Origin of the sequence: Streptomyces sp. NPDC058092, from assembly GCF_042884935.1 — a bacterium.
GTDB lineage: Bacteria > Actinomycetota > Actinomycetes > Streptomycetales > Streptomycetaceae > Streptomyces.
In genome coordinates this window covers 17287-34214 of sequence record NZ_JBHVSY010000046.1, presented here as the reverse complement: position 1 = coordinate 34214, position 16928 = coordinate 17287, and the positions used below count along the sequence as shown (strand labels likewise).

Below are 16928 nucleotides of genomic sequence, written 5' to 3'. Positions count from 1 at the left end.
ACGTGATCATTCCGGGGCCGTCGTCATGCCCGGAAGGCAGATCACGACCGTCACGCATCACGCATGATCAGCCACCCGACAGGCTCTGAGGCGCGCAGCACCGCGGCGGCGTCGACGGTGAGCGGATCGCCGTGTCCGAAGCAGGCCGTGGCCGGTTCCAACGCGGCCAGCCGCCGGAACGAGGCCAGGGCCCGCGTCCGGTCGATGTTGAAGACGCCCAGCATCACCCGGTCGACCGCGGCCACGCAGTCGCCGGTGAACAGCACACCGTGGCGCGGCAGATGGACACCGATGGAGCCGGGGGTGTGACCGGGGGAGTGGATAACCCGGGCCCCCGAGCCGAACCCGATCTCGTCGCCGTCGGCCAGCTCGCGGTCGACACGGGTCGGCGGCGCCGGGGGAACGGTCAGCCCGTGCTTGTACAACGGCCGTTCCCAGTCCAGCAGGACCGGATCGGCGATCTCCTCCTCGCCACGGATCACCGGGGCGTCCAGCTGATGGGCGAGGATCTCGGCGCCGTGCCGGTCGGCGAGCTCCTGGGCGGCGCCGTAGTGGTCACGGTGCCCGTGGGTGACCACGATCCGGGAGATGCGGCCCGGGTCCAGGCCGAGGCCGCGCACGGCGTCCTCGATCGCGGGAGCCGCGTCGATGTCGCCCGCGTCGATCAGGGTCAGGTCCGCGCCGTCCCGCCAGAGATACGCCTGGCCGATGCGGAAGCGGAACATGTGCAGCTGGGGAAGTACCTCGACGAGATCCATGCTGCGAACGTACGCCGACCGGCCCGCCCGCCACCCGGATCTACGCTCTCGGCGAGCTTCGCTCAGCGCGTAGCCCGTCCGCCGGACCGCGCGCTTCGGTGGCCGGCGAGTCCGGTGCGGCGTCCTCCGGCGAGTCCGGTGCGGCGTCGTCCGACGGAGCGACCGGTCCGCCGCGGACAGGGCGGCGGACCGGATCGGGAGGAAAGCGCAGGTCGGTGACGTACTGTCAGATCTGCTTGGACTCCGCGTAGTTCCGCAGGAACAGGGCCTCGGCGAGCGACAGGCGCTCCAGTTCCTCCGGCGACACGCTCTCGTTCACCGCGTGGATCTGTGCCTCCGGCTCGCTCAGGCCGATCAAGAGGATCTCGGCCTCCGGGTACAGGGCGGCGAGGGTGTTGCAGAGCGGGATCGAGCCGCCCATGCCGGACGTCTGCATCTTCTCGCCGGGGTACGCGGCCTCCATGGCCTGCGCCATGGACGTGTACGCCGGGCTGGAGGTGTCCGCGCGGAACGGCTGGCCCTGGCCGACCTGTTCCACCGACACCCTGGACCCCCAGGGGGCGTGCGCCTTGAGGTGGGCGGTCAGGAGCTCGCTCGCCGCGGCGGCGTCCTGGCCCGGCGGCACGCGCAGGCTGATCTGCGCCCGTGCGCTCGCCTGGAGCGAGGGGGTCGCGCCGACCACCGGCGGGCAGTCGATGCCGATGACGGTGACGGCGGGCCGGGCCCAGATCCGGTCGGCGACCGTGCCCGTGCCGATCAGTCCGACGCCGTCGAGGACCTTCGCGTCCTTGCGGAATTCGGCCGCCGGGTACTGCAGTCCGTCCCATTCGGTGTCCGTGGCGAGACCGTCGACGGTCGTGGTGCCGTCTTCCGCGCGCAGCGACGCCAGCAGCTGGATCATCGCGGCCAGCGCGTCCGGGGCGGCGCCGCCGAACTGTCCGGAGTGCAGGTTCCCTTCGAGGGTGTCGAGCGTGACGCGCAGCATCGTCATGCCGCGCAGCGTCGCCGTGACCGTCGGCAGGCCGACCCGGAAGTTGCCGGTGTCGCCGATGACGATCGTGTCGGCGGTCAACAGCTCGGGGTGCGCCTCCGCGTAACGCTCCAGACCGCCGGTGCCCTGCTCCTCGGACCCCTCGGCGATCACCTTGACGGAGACCGGGACGCCGCCGTTCGCCTTGAGGGCGCGCAGGGCGAGGAGGTGCATGATGAAGCCGCCCTTGCAGTCCGCCGAGCCGCGGCCGAACCAGCGGCCGTCCCGCTCCGTCAGCTCGAACGGCGGGGAGAGCCAGGCGGACTCGTCGAGCGGCGGCTGCACGTCGTAGTGCGCGTAGAGCAGTACGGTCGGGGCGCCGGCCGGGCCGGGCAGGAAGCCGTACACCGACTGGGTGCCGTCGGGGGTGTCGAGCAGGGCGACATCCTGGAAGTCCTCTGCGCGCAGCGCGTCGGCGACCCAGTTCGCGGCCGCCTCGCACTCGCTCTTCGGGAACTGCGCGGGATCCGCCACCGACTGGAAGGCCACCAGCTCGGCCAGCTCCGTCTTGGCGCGGGGCATCAGCGAGGCAATGGTCTCGGAGATCGGACGGGCGGTCATGGGCACGCTCCTCGTGGGTGCGACGTTATGTGTACGAATCCGGCTACATGTACACCGAGTGTGCGGCGTTGCATGAAGGACGAACGTACGGTCGATCCTCCCACAGCGGGGGCTGGGCCGGGCGCGCCGTAGGATGCCGTGAGCAGCATGGGCCACTGGTGGGATCGGGAGCAGAAGCACATCGTGAGCAGCGAGAACGCAGACGCCGGGCATGAGCACGAAGAGTCGTCCGTGTGGGACGTCGTCGTAGTCGGTGGCGGACCGGCCGGAGCCTCCGCGGCATACGCGGCGGCGGTCGCGGGCCGACGGGTACTGCTCCTCGAAAAGGCGGAGCTGCCCCGCTACAAGACGTGCGGCGGCGGCATCATCGGGTATTCGCGTGATTCGTTGCCGCCCGGATTCGAACTGCCGCTGCGGGACCGGATCCACGCGGTCACGTTCTCGCTCAACGGCAGGCTGGCGCGCACCCGTCGCTCCAAGCGGATGCTCTTCGGGCTCATCAACCGCCCCGAGTTCGACGCGGGACTGGTCGAAGAGGCGCAGAAGGCGGGCGCCGAACTCCGAACCGGAGCGACGGTGACAAGGGTCGAGCAGCACGGCGCCGCGGTGCCGGACCGGCGCACGGTCGCCCTGGTGCTGTCCGGCGGCGAGACGGTGCTTGCCCGCGCGGTCGTCGGCGCGGACGGCAGCGCGGGGCGGATAGGTGCTCATGTCGGGGTGAAGCTCGACCAGGTGGACCTCGGCCTGGAGGCGGAGATCCCGGTTCCGGAGACGGTCGCGGAGGACTGGGCGGGGCGGGTGCTCATCGACTGGGGTCCCATGCCCGGCAGTTACGGCTGGGTGTTCCCCAAGGGCGATGTCCTCACCGTCGGTGTGATCTCGGCGCGGGGCGACGGCGCGGGCACCAAGCGGTACCTGGAGGACTTCATCGCCCGGCTCGGTCTCGCCGGCTTCGAACCGAAGATCTCCTCCGGGCATCTGACGCGCTGCCGCAGCGACGACTCGCCGCTGTCACGCGGGCGGGTGCTGGTCTGCGGCGACGCGGCCGGACTGCTGGAGCCGTGGACCCGCGAGGGTATCTCCTTCGCCCTTCGGTCGGGGCGGCTCGCTGGTGAGTGGGCGGTGCGCATCGCGGAGTCGCACGATGCGGTGGACGCCCGGCGCCAGGCGCTGAATTACGCCTTCGCCATCAAGGCCGGCCTGGGTGTCGAGATGGGCGTCGGACGGCGCATGCTGAAGCTCTTCGAGCGCCGCCCCGGGGTGCTGCACGCGGTGCTGACGGGTTTTCGCCCGGCCTGGAACGCGTTCGCCGGGATCACCCGGGGAACGACCTCGCTGGCCGAGCTGGTCCGTACGCATCCGCTGGCGCAGCGGGCGCTGTCGGCGATGGACCGTTAGGGCCTGACACCCGGGGCGCTCGGCGTGCCGGGTGCCCCGGGAGGGCCTGGCCGCTACGGGTCAGCCCTCCACGGCGATCCGGAAGACGGGGTGGTCCGGGCAGGCTGCCAGGAGTTCGGCGTCCGTGGACTTCGCGGTGACGCCCTGGAAGTACTGGTTGACCTGCCATCCCCACCGCTCCAGGTAGGCGCGGACGATGAGCGCCTTCTGCTCGTCGTCCGCGATCTCCACGGCTGTGAAGGTGCGGACCTTCCGGCCCACCCGCAGTTCGCCGCCGCCGGCCACCCGCATGTTGCGCACCCACTGGGAGTGGCCCCGGGCGGAGACCAGGTACTGCGCGCCCTTGTGGGTGTGGGGGTTCACCGGGATGCGCTGCGGCTGCCCGCTCCTGCGGCCGCGTACCGACAGTTCGGCCGAGCCCTGAAGGCTGACGCCGTGCCGGGCCAGCCGGCCGATGACGCCGTTCATCCGGACGTTGAAGGCGTTGCCCTGAAGGTAGTACGGCTGAGACATGGTGACTCCCTTACGTTTTGAGAGCAGTGCTCTCGCTTGAGATCAGTGTGCACGGGAATGGTGCTCGAAAACAAGAGCACCGCTCTCGTTGATGGTCGGTGCTCTCCATCCGTGGCAGACTGAAGCCCATGAGCACTGTCCGAGGAGCCAGGGAACGGGCCCGTACCGAGGTCACCGCCGCCATCAAGGGCGAGGCGAAGAAGCAGCTGGCGGCCGAGGGCGCCGCGAAACTCTCACTGCGCGCCGTCGCACGGGAGCTCGGCATGGCGTCCTCCGCGCTCTACCGCTACTTCCCCAGCCGGGACGAGCTGCTCACGGCCCTGATCGTCGACGCGTACGACGCCGTGGGCGAGACCGCCGAGGCCGCTCACCGGGCCGCCGCCGCCGACGCCGCCCCCCACCTCGCACGCTGGACCGCGGTCGCCCGCGCCGTTCGCGACTGGGCCCTGGCCCACCCTCATGAGTACGCCCTGATCTACGGCTCGCCCGTGCCCGGCTACACCGCACCGCAGGCCACGATCGGACCCGCTTCCCGCGTCGGCAGCGTCCTGATCACCATCGTCGGCGACGCCTACCGCTCGGACGGCCTCGCCGTGCCGCCACTCGCCGCCGAGCTGCGCGCCGAGGCCGGGCGCATGGTCGCCGAATTCGCGCCCGGCCTCCCTCCGGGCGCCGCAGCCCCGTTGATCGCCGCGTGGTCACAGCTGTTCGGGCTGATCTCCTTCGAGATCTTCGGCCAGTTCAACCGGGTGGTGGAGGCCCGGGAGGTCTTCTTCCAGGAGGCCGTCACCGAACTGGCCCGCACGGTCGGGCTGCTCGGCCCGCGCGGCAGCTAGGGTCTTCCGTTCGGATCAGGCCGGATCGCGGCGGTGCCGGGGCGCGGAAACGGGTCTGATCGCCGAACGACGGACCCGGGATCGGGCGTCGTCCTCACCGGTCCGTACGCCGTCCTCCACCAGTCCGTACGCCGTCCTCCACCGGTGCGTATATCGTCCTCCACCGGTCCGTACGCCGTACTCCACAGGGAGTACGGGCGATCACCACGCCCGGCTGACGCCTGCGACGCGGTCCGCCGTCTAGCGTGGCCGCCATGGAAGAGCAACGCTCACACTGGGGTCACGGCGAGCCGCCGCGGTGGCTGACGGGGGAACCGGGACACTCCGCCTCCCGGCTGCCCTGGCCGTCGACGATCCTGCTCGGTGCCGTCGTCATGATCGGTTCGACCATCGCGGCCCGGGGGCAGATGGACGAGCGGGCGCCGCTGGACCTCTTCGCGCGGCTGCTGCTCTTCCTGGCCGTCGCCGTGCTTCTGCTGCGCCACCGTCACCCCGTGATCGCCGTCTTCGGGACGTCGGCCGCGGCGATGGTCTATCTGGCCGCCGGATATCCGTACGGGCCGGTGTTCCTGGCCGTCGCCGTGGGCTGCTTCAGCGCCGTTGTCGCCGGGCACCGGCGGGCCGCCTGGTCGGCCGTCGGCATGGTGTGGCTGGGGCACGTCCTGGTGGCCCACTGGCTCTACCGCTGGCTGCCGCCCTCCGGCGACCACGCCGCTCCCTGGGGGCAGGAACTGGGTGTTGCCGCTTGGGTGGTGGCCATCGTCGCCGCCGCCGAGTTCGTCCGCGTACGCCGTGAGCAGTGGGCGGACCAGCGTGCGGAACGGGAGGCCGCCCGGCAGCGCCGGGCCGACGAGGAGAGGCTGCGGATGGCGCGGGAGCTCCATGATGTCCTGGCCCACAGCATCTCCGTCATCAACGTCCAGTCGAGCGTCGGGCTCGCGTTGCTGGACTCCGACCCCGAGCAGGCCCGTACCGCCCTCACCACCATCAAGGCCGCCAGCAAGGAGGCGCTGGGCGAGGTCCGCCAGGTCCTTGACACACTGCGCACCCCCGGAGACGCCCCCAGGGCCCCGGCTCCCGGACTCGACCGGCTCCCCGAACTCGTCGAACAGGCGGCGAGCACCGGACTGACCGTCACCGTCGAGACCGACGGGGTGCGGCGCGCCGTACCGCCCGGCGCGGATCTCGCCGCCTTCCGGATCGTCCAGGAGGCGCTCACGAACGTGGTGCGGCACTCCGGATCGCGCACCGCGCAGGTCCGGATCGGCTACGAGCCCGGCCGCATCCGGCTCCGTATCGACGACGAAGGACCCGCCACCGGCAACGACGCGGGCGGCAGCGGCAACGGACTGGCGGGCATGCGGGAGCGCGCCGCCGCACTGGGTGGCACGATCGAGGCGGGCCCCCGGGCCGACGGCGGCTTCCGGGTGCGGGCCGAGCTTCCGCTGCTGTCCGACTCACCCGGCGCGACAGCGCCCAAGGAGGAGACACCGTGATCCGCGTACTGCTCGCCGACGACCAGCTGCTGGTCCGGGCCGGTTTCCGGGCCCTGCTGGACGCCCAGCCCGACATCGAGGTGGCGGGCGAGGCCGCCGACGGTGAGGAGGCCGTACGCATGGTGCGCGAACTGCGGCCGGACACCGTGCTGATGGACATCCGGATGCCATGTCTCGACGGCCTCGCCGCCACCCGCGCCATCACCGGGGACCCCGGACTGTACGACGTCAAGGTGGTCATGCTCACCACCTTCGAGCTCGACGAGTACGTCTTCGAGGCGATCCGCTCCGGCGCCTCAGGCTTTCTCGTCAAGGACACCGAACCGGAGGAACTGCTGCGGGCGGTACGCGCGGTGGTGGCCGGCGACGCCCTGCTCTCACCGGGGGTCACCCGCCGGCTGATCGCCGAGTTCGCGGCCCGGTCCAAGGAACCCACGGCGGCTACCGGGCTGAGCGAACTCACCGAACGGGAAAGGGAGGTGATGGCGCTCGTCGGCATAGGGCTCTCCAATGAGGAGATCGCCCGACGGCTGGTCGTCAGCCCGCTCACCGCCAAGACCCATGTCAGCCGCGCCATGGTGAAGCTCGGCGCCCGCGACCGGGCCCAACTCGTCGTGCTCGCCTACGAGTCGGGGCTCGTGCGCCCCGGCTGGCTCGGCTGACCCGGCGCACCCCGGGAGGCTCGGCCGACCCGGCCACGGCCTCGCGGCCCGGGGGCCGAAGTTCACGCGAGCGGTGGCCGACGGGTGAGAACTCCCCGTAGGCCACCGCGTGTTCCTCCTCGGGAGGTCAGTCCCGTACGGACACCTTCTGTGCGGCAGGTGCGAAGGGTGCGGTGGATGTCGCGGATGCCTCGGCCGCCGCAGCCTGGTCAGCGTGACCAGCAGCCCGGCGAGGGCGACCGCGGTCACCACGACCAGACCCGGCCGGTAGCTGTCCAGGACCGCCTGCCGGGATCCGTCACCGCTGCCGTACGCCGTGATCACCGCGGTCACGATCGCCAGGAAGATCGCCCCGCCGACCTGGATCGAGGTGTTCAGCAGGCCCGAGACCATGCCCTGCTCGTCGTCGCCCACCCCATTGGTCGCCTGAATGTTCAGCGAGGGGAAGGTCGGCGCGCACGCCGCGCCGAGCAGCAGCATGGACGGCAGGATCACCGCCGCGCACGAGGGAGTGAGCGTGATCCGCAGGAAGAGCGCGTAGCCGATGACGAGGAACGTGAAACCGGCCGCGATGACACGCGGTGTGCCGAACCGGTTCACCACATCGCCGATCTTCGTCGAGGAGAGGGCGACCAGTACGCCCGCGATCAGGGCGATCAGCGCGATGGGGGCGGGCAGCAGCATCGTCCACCGCCAGGACAGCTGGGTGAGGAGGCCCGACAGGACCAGACCCATGGAGAAGCCGGTGGCGGCGCACGTGGTGTAGATGGAGAGGGCCCGGTTGCGCTGCGGGCCCTCCTTGAACGTCGTCGTGATGATGGAGAGTCCGGCCGGCGCGGTGAACGCGGCGCTGAGTCCCTTGATGAAACGGCCGGCGATCAGCAGCGGCCCGGAGTCGACGAATCCGCCGAGCAGCGAGGCGAGGGCGAAGAGGGCGAGCGCGATCAGGAAGACCCGGCGCCTGCCCAGCAGATCGGCCGCACGGCCGCCGAGCAGCAGCAGACCGCCGTAACCGAGGATGTAGCCGCTGACGATCCACTGGAGGGTCGAGGTGGTCAGTCCGAGGTCGTCGGCGATGGACGGCAGTGCGACGCCGACCATGGAGACATCGTCCTCGCGGAGGGCGCGGCGGAGGACGGCGGCTGCGCCTACCGCGTTCAGGAGCTGGCTTCCCGGGTCCATCTCAGTCAGAGCGCGCTGTCCCGCCTCGTCGCGCGGCTGGAGAAGGACGGCCTCGTGTGCCGGGAGATGTGCAGCGAGGACCGCCGGGGTGTCAGGGTCGAGCTGACGGCGAAGGGCCGGACGCGCCATGCCGAGGTGAAGCCCCTGCAGAGGTCCGTGCTCGCCCGGATGCTGAACGGGCCGGGGGAGTGAGCGCCGCGTCCGGCGTCGTCTCGCCCCGGCCCGCCGGCGGGATCAGACTCCGGAGCTCTCGGACCAGATCCGCGCCGGTTCCGGGTCTCCGGTCACGGTGATCGCCGTGAGCGGCAGCCGGTTCCACAGCGTCAGATAGAGCTCTTCGGCCGTAGCGCTCAACTCGCAGTCCACGGAGACCTCTTCGGACGACGCGTCATCCCGTACGGTCTGCGGCGGTTGTGGCGAGAGCCGCACGGTCCAGGCGGCGTCGGTGTCCGTTGCCCGCACCCGCAGGGAGCGCGGTGTGTCGGTACGCACCCTGCTCCTCGGGGCGCTGTGGAAGCCGCGCAACAACTCGTCGATTCCGTCCACCGCGTGATCGGCCGACACCGGTGACAGCCGGCCACCGCGCGCCGACTCCGCGTCCACCCGGTGAATCGCGGTCTCGTGTCCCTGTCGCCGGGCCCAGAACGCCAGCGGCGACGGGGCGGGCATGAAGGTCCAGCACTCCAGGCCGGCCGGTGCGGTCTTCAGCGCGTCGACCAGGAGGCCGTGACCCTCGCGGAACCAGTCGAGCAACTGGGTCCCGTCCAGATCCGGTTCCTCACCGGAGGGGTGGTACGAGGTGTGGCCCTCGACGAGGAAGGCGGTCGCCCAGCGGTGTACCACCCCGGTGTGCCGAAGCAGATCGCGTACCTGCCAGTCCGGGCAGGTCGGCACGGGCGCCCCGGTTCCCGCTTCCTGTGCGGCGGCCGCCAGCAAGTGTCCCTCGGCGGCCAGGGTGTTGATGTGATCTGTGATCTCCATGGTTCTGATTGTGTCAGTGGCCCGGGCTGTCCGGCGGGGTGTCTGCGCGGCAGGGCCGGCCTCTCAGGCGTGCGCCGCGTTGCGTGCTCCGTACCCCAGCGCGGCGGCCGCGGTGGCCAGCAGCGCCACCGTGGTGAGGGCCAGCGGCAGGGAGAACCAGTCGGTCAGGAAACCGATCGCGGGCGGTCCGAGCAGCATCCCGCCGTACCCGAGCGTCGACGCGGCGGCCACCCCTCCGGGCCCGGCCAGCTCGCCCGCCCGGCCCACCGCGACGGGGAAGATGTTGGCCAGACCGAGACCGGTGACGGCGAATCCGAGGAGTGCCGACCAGGTGGTCGGGGCGAGCGAGCCGAGCAGCATCCCGGCGGCGGCCGTCGCACCGCCCGCGACGAGGGTCCGGGTCTGGCCGAGCCGTTCGAGCAGCACCGTACCGCTGAGCCGACCGGCCGTCATGGCCAGCGCGAACAGGGAGTATCCGGCGGCGGCGACGCCCGGGTGGGCGTGCAGGTCCTGTTCCAGATGGAGGGCGCCCCAGTCGGCCAATGCGCCTTCGCCGTACGCCGTGCAGAGCGCGATCACGCCGAACAGGAGCACCATGCGGCGGGCCCGCCCGCCCGGCCGCGGCACCTCGGCGGCGTCGGCAGTGGACGCGGGCTTCGGCGCCGGAGTACGCAGCAGCACCGGTCCGGCCGCCGCGGTGACCAGGAGTCCGACCCCGGTGAGGACGAAGAGATGCGTGGCGGGGGAGAGGCCGCCCGCGACCAGGCCGCCGAGCCCGGCGCCGACCATTCCGCCGAGGCTGAACGCGGCGTGGAAGCTGGGCATCACGGGGCGTCGCAGGGTGGCGACCAGGTCGACGGCCGCACTGTTCATCGCCACGTTCATCCCGCCGTACGCGGCGCCGAAGACCAGCAGCACCAGTCCGAGCGCGAGCGCCGAATGCGTCCGCGCGGGCAGGGCGATGCTCAGGGAAAGGAGAACGCCGCAGACCACGGTCAGCGGATGGCTGCCGAAGCGCCGGCACAGCCGGCCGGTGAGCATCATGGTCACCACGGCCCCGGCGGATACGCCGAGCAGGGCGAGGCCCAGAGTGGCGGCCGAGGCACCGGTCTGGTGTTTGATGGCCGGGATGCGGACCACCCAGCCGGCGAAGAGGAAGCCGTCGAGGGCGAAGAACACGGTCAGCGCGGTACGGAGGCGGGCCGACGAAGGCGGGGCGGTGTTTCCGCCCGGTATCCCCGGCAGGGCCGTCCGCAATTTGTTTAGTTGCGGCACAAACTCAGCATAGGGGCGTCCGGACAACGCGCGCAAGGCGGCTGCCTGCCGCGGGCGCACGAGGCGCATGTGCGCCACCGGGGCGTCGGCAACACCCGCGGATCATGGGAGACTCGCCCCCATGAACGGCAAGGTGACCACCACCCGGACAAAGTTGGAGAGGGGCCGCAGCGCGCTCGGACCCGCGCTGGAACTGGTCCACACCGGACGTGCGCCCACCCGCGCCGTCCTCACCTCCGAGCTGGGCGTCACCCGGGCGACGGCCGGTGCGGTCGCCGCGGAACTGGAGGCGCTCGGCCTGATCCGGGTCGACTCCCGGCCGGGCTCCGCCGCCGGCTCGCAGGGCCGCCCCTCGCACCGGCTGGCCATCCGGGAGTCCGGCCCCGTAGCCATCGCCGCCCAGGTGCACGCCGACGGGTTCCGGGCCGCGCTCGTCGGGCTCGGCGGACGGCTCGTCGCCACCACCCCGAGCTGTGCCACCGTCACCGCGGACCCTGCCCAGGTCATCGGCGACGTCGTCGACGACTGCGCCCGGCTGCTGCGGGAGAGCGGACGGCGCTGCGTCGGCGCGGGCCTCGCGGTGCCGTCCGCGGTCGCCGAACCGGAGGGCACCGCACTGAACCCGCTGCACATCGCCTGGCCCGCTGGTGCCCCGGTGCGCGAGATCTTCGCCGACCGGGTACGGGAAGCGGGCATCCCGGGACCGGCGTTCACCGGGAACGACGTCAACCTCGCCGCACTCGCCGAGCACCGGCACGGTGCGGGGCGCGGCGCCCAGCATCTGCTGTGTGTGGCCACCGGTCACCGCGGCGTGGGCGGTGCGCTGGTCCTCGACGGCCGTCTGCACACCGGGAGTTCGGGACTCGCGCTGGAGGTCGGGCATCTCACGGTGAACCCCGAGGGCCGGCCGTGCTACTGCGGCGGTCGCGGCTGCCTGGACGTCGAGACCGACCCGCTGGCCTTCCTGATCGCCGCCCGTCGTGAACCCGGTCCGGAGGAGTCGCTGCTCAAGCAGGCCGGCGATCTGCTGCGTACGGAGTACGAGGACGCGGCCGTGCGAGGCGCGGCCGAGGCGCTGATCGACCGGCTCGGCCTCGGGCTTGCCGGGCTGGTCAACATCCTCAACCCCGACCGCATCATCCTCGGCGGACTGCACCGCGCCCTGCTCGACGCGGATCCGGAGCGGCTGCGCGCGGTGGTGGCCGACCGCAGCCTGTGGGGGCGCAGCGGCAGTGTGCCGATCCTGCCGTGCACGCTCGACTACAACAGCCTGGTGGGCGCGGCCGAACTGGCCTGGCAGCCGGTGCTGGACGATCCGCTGGCCGCGCTTGCGTGACGGCCCCGGGACGACCGCTCGGTGCTCAGCTGTCGGACGGCCTCGACGATCACCGCCACACGAACGCCCGTGCCGGGCCGCCCCAGCAGGATCGCGTCCAACGCCTCCTTCCCCAGGGCCTGTTCGAGGCGCGGGCGCAACCGTTGCGGCAGATACGGCCTGTCCGGGGATTCGGGGACGGTCGTGTCGCCTGGTTCACCGGCGAGTCCCCACCCTGCTCGCGGATGATCCCCATGTCGTCATCGGCAAGGAGAGGCGATGAGGCACTACGTCGTAGGCCCGGCTCGTCGTCGGTAGTGGGAGGCGCGGGCTTGGTATCGACGCCGCCCCTGTGACCGGCGGAGCTGGTTCGCGCGCCTCGAACGAGCCCGACCGGCGGGGATGCATCGCCGTCAGTCGGGGACGACGAGTCTCACAGGCTCACGTCATTCCCGCGGTTCGCGGGGGCAGGGCTGCACAGCCAGCCGTTGACGGCGAAGCGGCTGTCGGCGTGCTGCTTGCTCGGGCAGCCGACCGGCCGTACCTCATGCCAGGCGGTGGGCCGGAAGAACACGATGCTGTCGTGCTCGGGCTCCCAGTCCCGCCAGGTGCGCTCCTCCCACTTTCCAGCTGTCTCGGTGTGCAGCGGCAGGGCGACGTCGAACACACGCAGCTCGCCCCCGTCGAAAGGCCGGGGTGTGCGATGCAGGTAATACACGAACGTGAGCCACGATCGTTGCCGCCCCGTGCTCGGCGACGAGGGGACGGGTGAACTCGCCCCGGTCCAGGCCCTCCTGGACGATCTCGGCGAGCCGGCCGGGCAGCCGCGCAGCACCTCGCGCTTGCGCAGGAGATACGCCGAGATCCGCTCGTACGCCGTCCCGGCCGGTGCCCACGTAGCCGCGCTCCCACAGAAGCTCCCGGGTGGCTTCGACCAGGCGGTCCGGAGTGCCCATGACTCCGCTGTACGTAACAGTAGGTACGGAATCCGGTGATCTCGGCCCGACCACGGGAGCAGCCGCGGATCCGCCGCGTACTCCCGAGGGGGTACGCGCACGGCCGCTGGCCGTACGACGACTCGGGACCCCTCCCGGGGCCAGGCTCGGAGTCGTCAGGAAAACCTGACCGCGAACCCTGAACCGAGGGAGCTGACCGAGATGAACACCCTGGCGTACAGCGGTGGACCCGGCCCCTGGATCCTCCTCTTCCCGCTCTCCTGGGCGGCCGTCGTCATCGGCGGCGTCACTCTCCTGCGCCGCACGGTCCGGCGTGGCCGACGAGGCCCCTGGCAGGCCCGTGCCACCCAGGAGAGCCCAGCCGAACCGTCACCGATCACGCTGCTCGGCCGCCGCTTCGCGGCCGGGGAGATCGAGGAGGACGAGTACTGGCGCCGGATCTCCGTACTCGACGAACAGTTCGGCCGCGGCAGCAAGGGGGGACTGGCATGACGATCACCGTTCCCACCTCCGAGCCCACCCCCACGTCCGCCACCGCCGCCGCAGCCCGGGTCGTCGACGCCGTGAAGCTCTACGGCACGGGAGACACCCGGGTCAGGGCCCTGGACGGGGTGAGCGTCGACTTTCCGGCCGGCCGCTTCACCGCGATCATGGGGCCCTCCGGCTCCGGCAAATCCACCCTCATGCACTGCGCGGCCGGACTCGACACCCTCACCTCCGGCTCCGCCTTCATCGGCGACACCGACCTCAGCGCCCTCGACGACCGCAGGCTCACCCTGCTGCGCCGGCAGCGCATCGGCTTCGTCTTCCAGTCCTTCAACCTCCTGCCGACACTCACCGTCGCGGAGAACATCACCCTTCCCCTGGATCTCGCGGGCGAGCGCCCCGACCCGGAGTGGCTCGACGCACTGATCGACACCGTCGGACTGCGGGACCGGCTGCACCACCGGCCCGGCGAACTGTCCGGCGGACAGCAGCAGCGGGTGGCGGTGGCGCGGGCCTTCGCGGGCAGCCCCGATGTCGTCTTCGCCGACGAACCGACCGGCAACCTCGACTCCCGCTCCAGCCAGGAGGTGCTCCGGCTGCTCGGCCGCACCGTCCGGCAGACCGCCCGTACGGTCGTCATGGTCACCCACGACCCGGTCGCCGCCGCCCACGCGGACGAGGTCGTCTTCCTCGCCGACGGCCGGCTCGTCGACCGGATGCCCGACCCCACGGCGGAGCGCGTACTCGACCGCTTCAAGTCCTTCGCCCCCCACCCCTCACGAAGGCGGTGACGCCATGACCAGCCCCCGGGCCTCCGTGCGCCTGAGCATCTCCTCGCTCCGCGCCCACAAGCGCCGCTTCGCCGGCACCTTCGTCGCCGTCCTGCTCGGCGTCGCGTTCCTCACCGGGACGCTCGTCATGGGCGACACCCTGCGCGCGAGCTTCGACACCATGTTCGGCAACGCCACCGCCGGTACCGACGCCGTCGTGCGCGGTTCCGACGTGATCACCGTTGCCGGTGAGTCCCAGGGCACCCGGCAGCCGGTGAGCACCGCACTCGTGAAGAGGATCGAGCAGACCCCCGGGGTCGCCGCGGCGGCCCCCGACATCCAGGGCGCCGGCCAGCTCATCGGCTCCGACGGCAAACCCGTCGGCGGCCAGGGGCCGCCCACCCTCGCCGGCAACTGGATCGACGACCCGAAGCTCAACCCGTACCGGCTCGCCGCCGGACGCGCCCCCGCCGCACCAGGCGAGGTCGTCATCAACCGCGGCACCGCCGACCGGGGCGGGCTCAGGATCGGCGACACCACCACGCTGCGCACCCCCGACCCCGTACGCGTCACGATCGTCGGACTGGCCACCTTCGGCGGCCAGGACGGCATGGGGCAGGTCACCTACACCGCGATGACGCAGGCCGACGCCGAGAAGCACCTCACGCCGAAGCCCGGCGAGGCCTCGACCATCAAGGTGCGCGCGGGCCCGGGCACCAGCCAGCAGGAACTCGTCGACGCACTGCGCCCCGTACTGCCCAAGGGCGTCGAGGCCATCACCGGACAGGCCTCGGCCGCCGAGAACCGGGACATGATCTCCGGCGCCTTCCTCAGCCTGTTCACCACGCTGCTGCTGGTGTTCTCCGGGATCGTGCTGCTCGTCGCCACCTTCTCCATCCACAACACCTTCGCGATCGTCGTCGCCCAGCGGACCCGCGAGAACGCCCTGCTGCGCGCGCTCGGTGCCTCCCGCGGCCAGGTCGTCGGAGCGAGCCTCGCCGAGGCGGGCGCGGTCGGCGTGATCGCCTCCGCCGCCGGACTGGCCGGTGGCGTCGGGATCGCCGCCGGACTGCGGGCGCTCTTCCCCGCCGTCGGATTCCCGTTCCCCGGGGGCCCGCTGGTGATCGGCGCCGGGTCCCTGCTGCTGCCGCTCGCCGTCGGTGTCCTCGTCTGCCTCGGCTCCGCCCTCCTGCCCGCCGTCCGGGCCGGCCGCACCGCTCCGCTCGCCGCCCTGCGCGAGAGCGCCGTGGACGACTCCGCGGCATCCCGGACGCGTACCCTGGCCGGGCTCATGCTGCTGGCCGCCTCCGTCGGCACCATCCTGACCGGCGTGTCGGCCGGCCCGTCCGGGCTGCTGTCGGCAGCCGGTGCGGTACTCGCACTCGCCGCGTTCGTGGTGCTCGGACCGGTCGCCTCCTCGTACGCCGTACGGTTCCTCGGCGCTCCGCTCGACCGGTTGCGCGGCGTCACGGGCCGGCTGGCCCGGCGCAACGCCCTGCGCAGCCCCCGACGGACCGCGTCCACCGCGACCGCGCTGATGATCGGCGTCGCGGTGGTCTCCCTCTTCACCGTCTTCGGCGCCTCGCTGAAGGCCACCATGAACCAGACGGTGGACCGCTCCTTCGCGGGCGACGTCGCCATCAGCGCCCCCGCCTTCGGGGCGGGCGGCAGCGGCCTCAGCCCCCGGCTCGCCCCGGCCGTCGACCGGCTGCCGGAGGTCGCGACCGCCGTCGGCCTCGGTAAAGGGGTCGCCGAGGTCGACGGCGCCGGACGCGCCCTGACCGTCACCGACCCGGCCGCGCTCGGCAGGGTCTTCGACCTCGGCCGGGTCGACGGATCGCTGAACGGGCTGGGCACGAACGGGATCGCGGTGTCCGGCACCGAGGCCGGCAAGCGCGGACTGCACACCGGCTCCACCGCACGGCTCACCTTCACCGACGGCACCCGGCAGAACTTCACGGTCCGCGCCGTCTACGACCGGCCGGAACTGGCGGGCGACTACGTCATCACCCGCCAGGCCTGGGCCCCGCACCGTGCCCAGGACTCCGACTCGCTGATCGCCGTCTCCTTCAAGCCCGGCGTGTCCACCGCCGAAGGCAAGGCGGCGGTCGCGAAGACCGCGGCGGCGTACGGCAACCCGGACGTACAGACCCGCAACGAGTACGCACAGTCCTCGGCCAACGGCATCGACATGATGCTGACCCTGGTCTACGCGCTGCTGGCACTCGCCGTACTGATCGCCCTGCTGGGCATCGCCAACACGCTCACGCTGGCCGTCCACGAACGCACCAGGGAACTGGGCCTGTTGCGGGCCGTCGGGCAGACCAGGAGCCAGCTGCGGTCCATGGTCCGCTGGGAATCCGTCCTGGTCGCCGCGTTCGGCACGGCGGGCGGTCTGCTGCTCGGCGGCTTCCTCGGCTGGGTGCTGGTCAAGGCATCCGCGGGCGGCACCGCCTTCTCCTTCGCGCTGCCGCCGCTGCGGCTCCTGGTGATCGCCCTCGTGGGGATCACCGCCGGGGCGCTGGCGGGCTGGCGTCCGGCCCGCCGGGCGGCACGGCTGGATGTGCTCCGCGCGATCGCCGCCGAATAGCGCACGGAAATGGAGGAGCGGGGGGGGGGGGCGGGGCCCCCCCCCCCCCCGAAAGGGAGGAACCCCCCCCCCCCCCCCCCCGGCGGGGGGGCGGGGCGGCCGCCGCCGGGACGCGGGGC

Annotated in this window: 14 protein-coding genes and 3 pseudogenes; 9 read left to right on the top strand and 8 right to left on the bottom strand. The window is 72.2% G+C overall.

Features of this window, described 5'->3' with window-relative positions; all coding sequences use genetic code 11:
- Positions 1-50: 50 nt before the first annotated feature.
- Both ACFVV1_RS39545 and ACFVV1_RS39540 read right to left on the bottom strand, forming a co-directional pair.
- The gene (locus ACFVV1_RS39545; RefSeq protein WP_390000143.1) at positions 51-758 is read right to left on the bottom strand and encodes an MBL fold metallo-hydrolase; all 708 of its coding nucleotides are present in this window, start codon (positions 756-758) and stop codon (positions 51-53) included.
- Positions 759-984: 226 nt separating this feature from the next.
- A complete protein-coding gene (locus ACFVV1_RS39540; RefSeq protein ID WP_390000140.1) occupies positions 985-2349 on the bottom strand; it encodes a dipeptidase in 1365 nt (454 codons plus the stop codon).
- 183 nt (positions 2350-2532) lie between these two features.
- Here ACFVV1_RS39540 and ACFVV1_RS39535 point away from each other — a divergent pair, with 183 nt between their 5' ends.
- The gene (locus ACFVV1_RS39535; RefSeq protein WP_390000137.1) at positions 2533-3747 is read left to right on the top strand and encodes a geranylgeranyl reductase family protein; all 1215 of its coding nucleotides are present in this window, start codon (positions 2533-2535) and stop codon (positions 3745-3747) included.
- 60 nt (positions 3748-3807) lie between these two features.
- Here the strand turns inward: ACFVV1_RS39535 and ACFVV1_RS39530 are convergent, their stop codons facing one another.
- Positions 3808-4260, bottom strand: a complete 453-nt coding sequence (locus ACFVV1_RS39530) for a nitroreductase family deazaflavin-dependent oxidoreductase (protein ID WP_390000135.1) — start codon at positions 4258-4260, stop codon at positions 3808-3810.
- Between the two features lie 128 nt (positions 4261-4388).
- Here ACFVV1_RS39530 and ACFVV1_RS39525 point away from each other — a divergent pair, with 128 nt between their 5' ends.
- The 3 genes from ACFVV1_RS39525 (at position 4389) to ACFVV1_RS39515 (ending at position 7254) form a co-directional block, all read left to right on the top strand.
- Entirely contained in the window at positions 4389-5096 is a 708-nt protein-coding gene (locus tag ACFVV1_RS39525) for a TetR/AcrR family transcriptional regulator (RefSeq protein ID WP_390000132.1), read from the top strand.
- A gap of 254 nt (positions 5097-5350) precedes the next feature.
- Positions 5351-6592, top strand: coding sequence for a sensor histidine kinase (locus tag ACFVV1_RS39520; protein ID WP_390000129.1), 1242 nt, complete (start codon positions 5351-5353; stop codon positions 6590-6592).
- Positions 6589-7254, top strand: coding sequence for a response regulator (locus tag ACFVV1_RS39515; RefSeq protein WP_390000126.1), 666 nt, complete (start codon positions 6589-6591; stop codon positions 7252-7254). Before ACFVV1_RS39520 ends, ACFVV1_RS39515 begins: the two co-directional genes overlap by 4 nt.
- A gap of 189 nt (positions 7255-7443) precedes the next feature.
- Here ACFVV1_RS39515 and ACFVV1_RS39510 read toward each other — a convergent pair.
- Positions 7444-8436, bottom strand: a pseudogene (locus ACFVV1_RS39510) (MFS transporter); the annotation flags it as partial.
- Between ACFVV1_RS39510 and ACFVV1_RS39505 the strand changes: the two are divergent.
- Positions 8365-8628: pseudogene (locus ACFVV1_RS39505) on the top strand (MarR family winged helix-turn-helix transcriptional regulator); the annotation flags it as partial. The pseudogenes ACFVV1_RS39510 and ACFVV1_RS39505 sit on opposite strands and share 72 nt — an antisense overlap.
- Positions 8629-8670: 42 nt before the next feature.
- On the opposite strand, the gene ACFVV1_RS39500 reads toward ACFVV1_RS39505, so the two are convergent.
- The gene (locus ACFVV1_RS39500; protein ID WP_390000124.1) at positions 8671-9417 is read right to left on the bottom strand and encodes a maleylpyruvate isomerase family mycothiol-dependent enzyme; all 747 of its coding nucleotides are present in this window, start codon (positions 9415-9417) and stop codon (positions 8671-8673) included.
- Between the two features lie 63 nt (positions 9418-9480).
- Positions 9481-10692 (bottom strand): MFS transporter, encoded by a 1212-nt coding sequence (locus ACFVV1_RS39495; RefSeq protein ID WP_390000122.1) that lies wholly within the window; start codon positions 10690-10692, stop codon positions 9481-9483.
- Positions 10693-10813: 121 nt separating this feature from the next.
- Here ACFVV1_RS39495 and ACFVV1_RS39490 point away from each other — a divergent pair, with 121 nt between their 5' ends.
- A complete protein-coding gene (locus tag ACFVV1_RS39490) occupies positions 10814-12028 on the top strand; it encodes an ROK family protein (protein WP_390000119.1) in 1215 nt (404 codons plus the stop codon).
- A 412-nt stretch (positions 12029-12440) separates the two neighbouring features.
- On the opposite strand, the gene ACFVV1_RS39485 is transcribed toward ACFVV1_RS39490, so the two are convergent.
- Together ACFVV1_RS39485 and ACFVV1_RS39480 are read right to left on the bottom strand one after the other, a co-directional pair.
- The gene (locus tag ACFVV1_RS39485; RefSeq protein WP_390000116.1) at positions 12441-12725 is read right to left on the bottom strand and encodes a 2OG-Fe(II) oxygenase; all 285 of its coding nucleotides are present in this window, start codon (positions 12723-12725) and stop codon (positions 12441-12443) included.
- A pseudogene (locus ACFVV1_RS39480) lies at positions 12724-12963 on the bottom strand (hypothetical protein); the annotation flags it as partial. The gene ACFVV1_RS39485 and the pseudogene ACFVV1_RS39480, both read right to left, overlap by 2 nt.
- Positions 12964-13164: 201 nt before the next feature.
- Between ACFVV1_RS39480 and ACFVV1_RS39475 the strand changes: the two are divergent.
- Genes ACFVV1_RS39475 through ACFVV1_RS39465 form a run of 3 tightly spaced genes read left to right on the top strand, consistent with a single transcriptional unit; the run spans position 13165 to position 16809 of the window.
- On the top strand, positions 13165-13455 hold the full coding sequence (locus ACFVV1_RS39475; protein WP_390000114.1) for an SHOCT domain-containing protein: 291 nt from the start codon (positions 13165-13167) through the stop codon (positions 13453-13455).
- Complete coding sequence (locus ACFVV1_RS39470; RefSeq protein ID WP_390000112.1) at positions 13452-14240, top strand: ABC transporter ATP-binding protein; 789 nt, start codon at positions 13452-13454, stop codon at positions 14238-14240. Before ACFVV1_RS39475 ends, ACFVV1_RS39470 begins: the two co-directional genes overlap by 4 nt.
- Positions 14241-14244: 4 nt before the next feature.
- On the top strand, positions 14245-16809 hold the full coding sequence (locus ACFVV1_RS39465) for an ABC transporter permease (protein WP_390000109.1): 2565 nt from the start codon (positions 14245-14247) through the stop codon (positions 16807-16809).
- Positions 16810-16928: the final 119 nt, after the last annotated feature.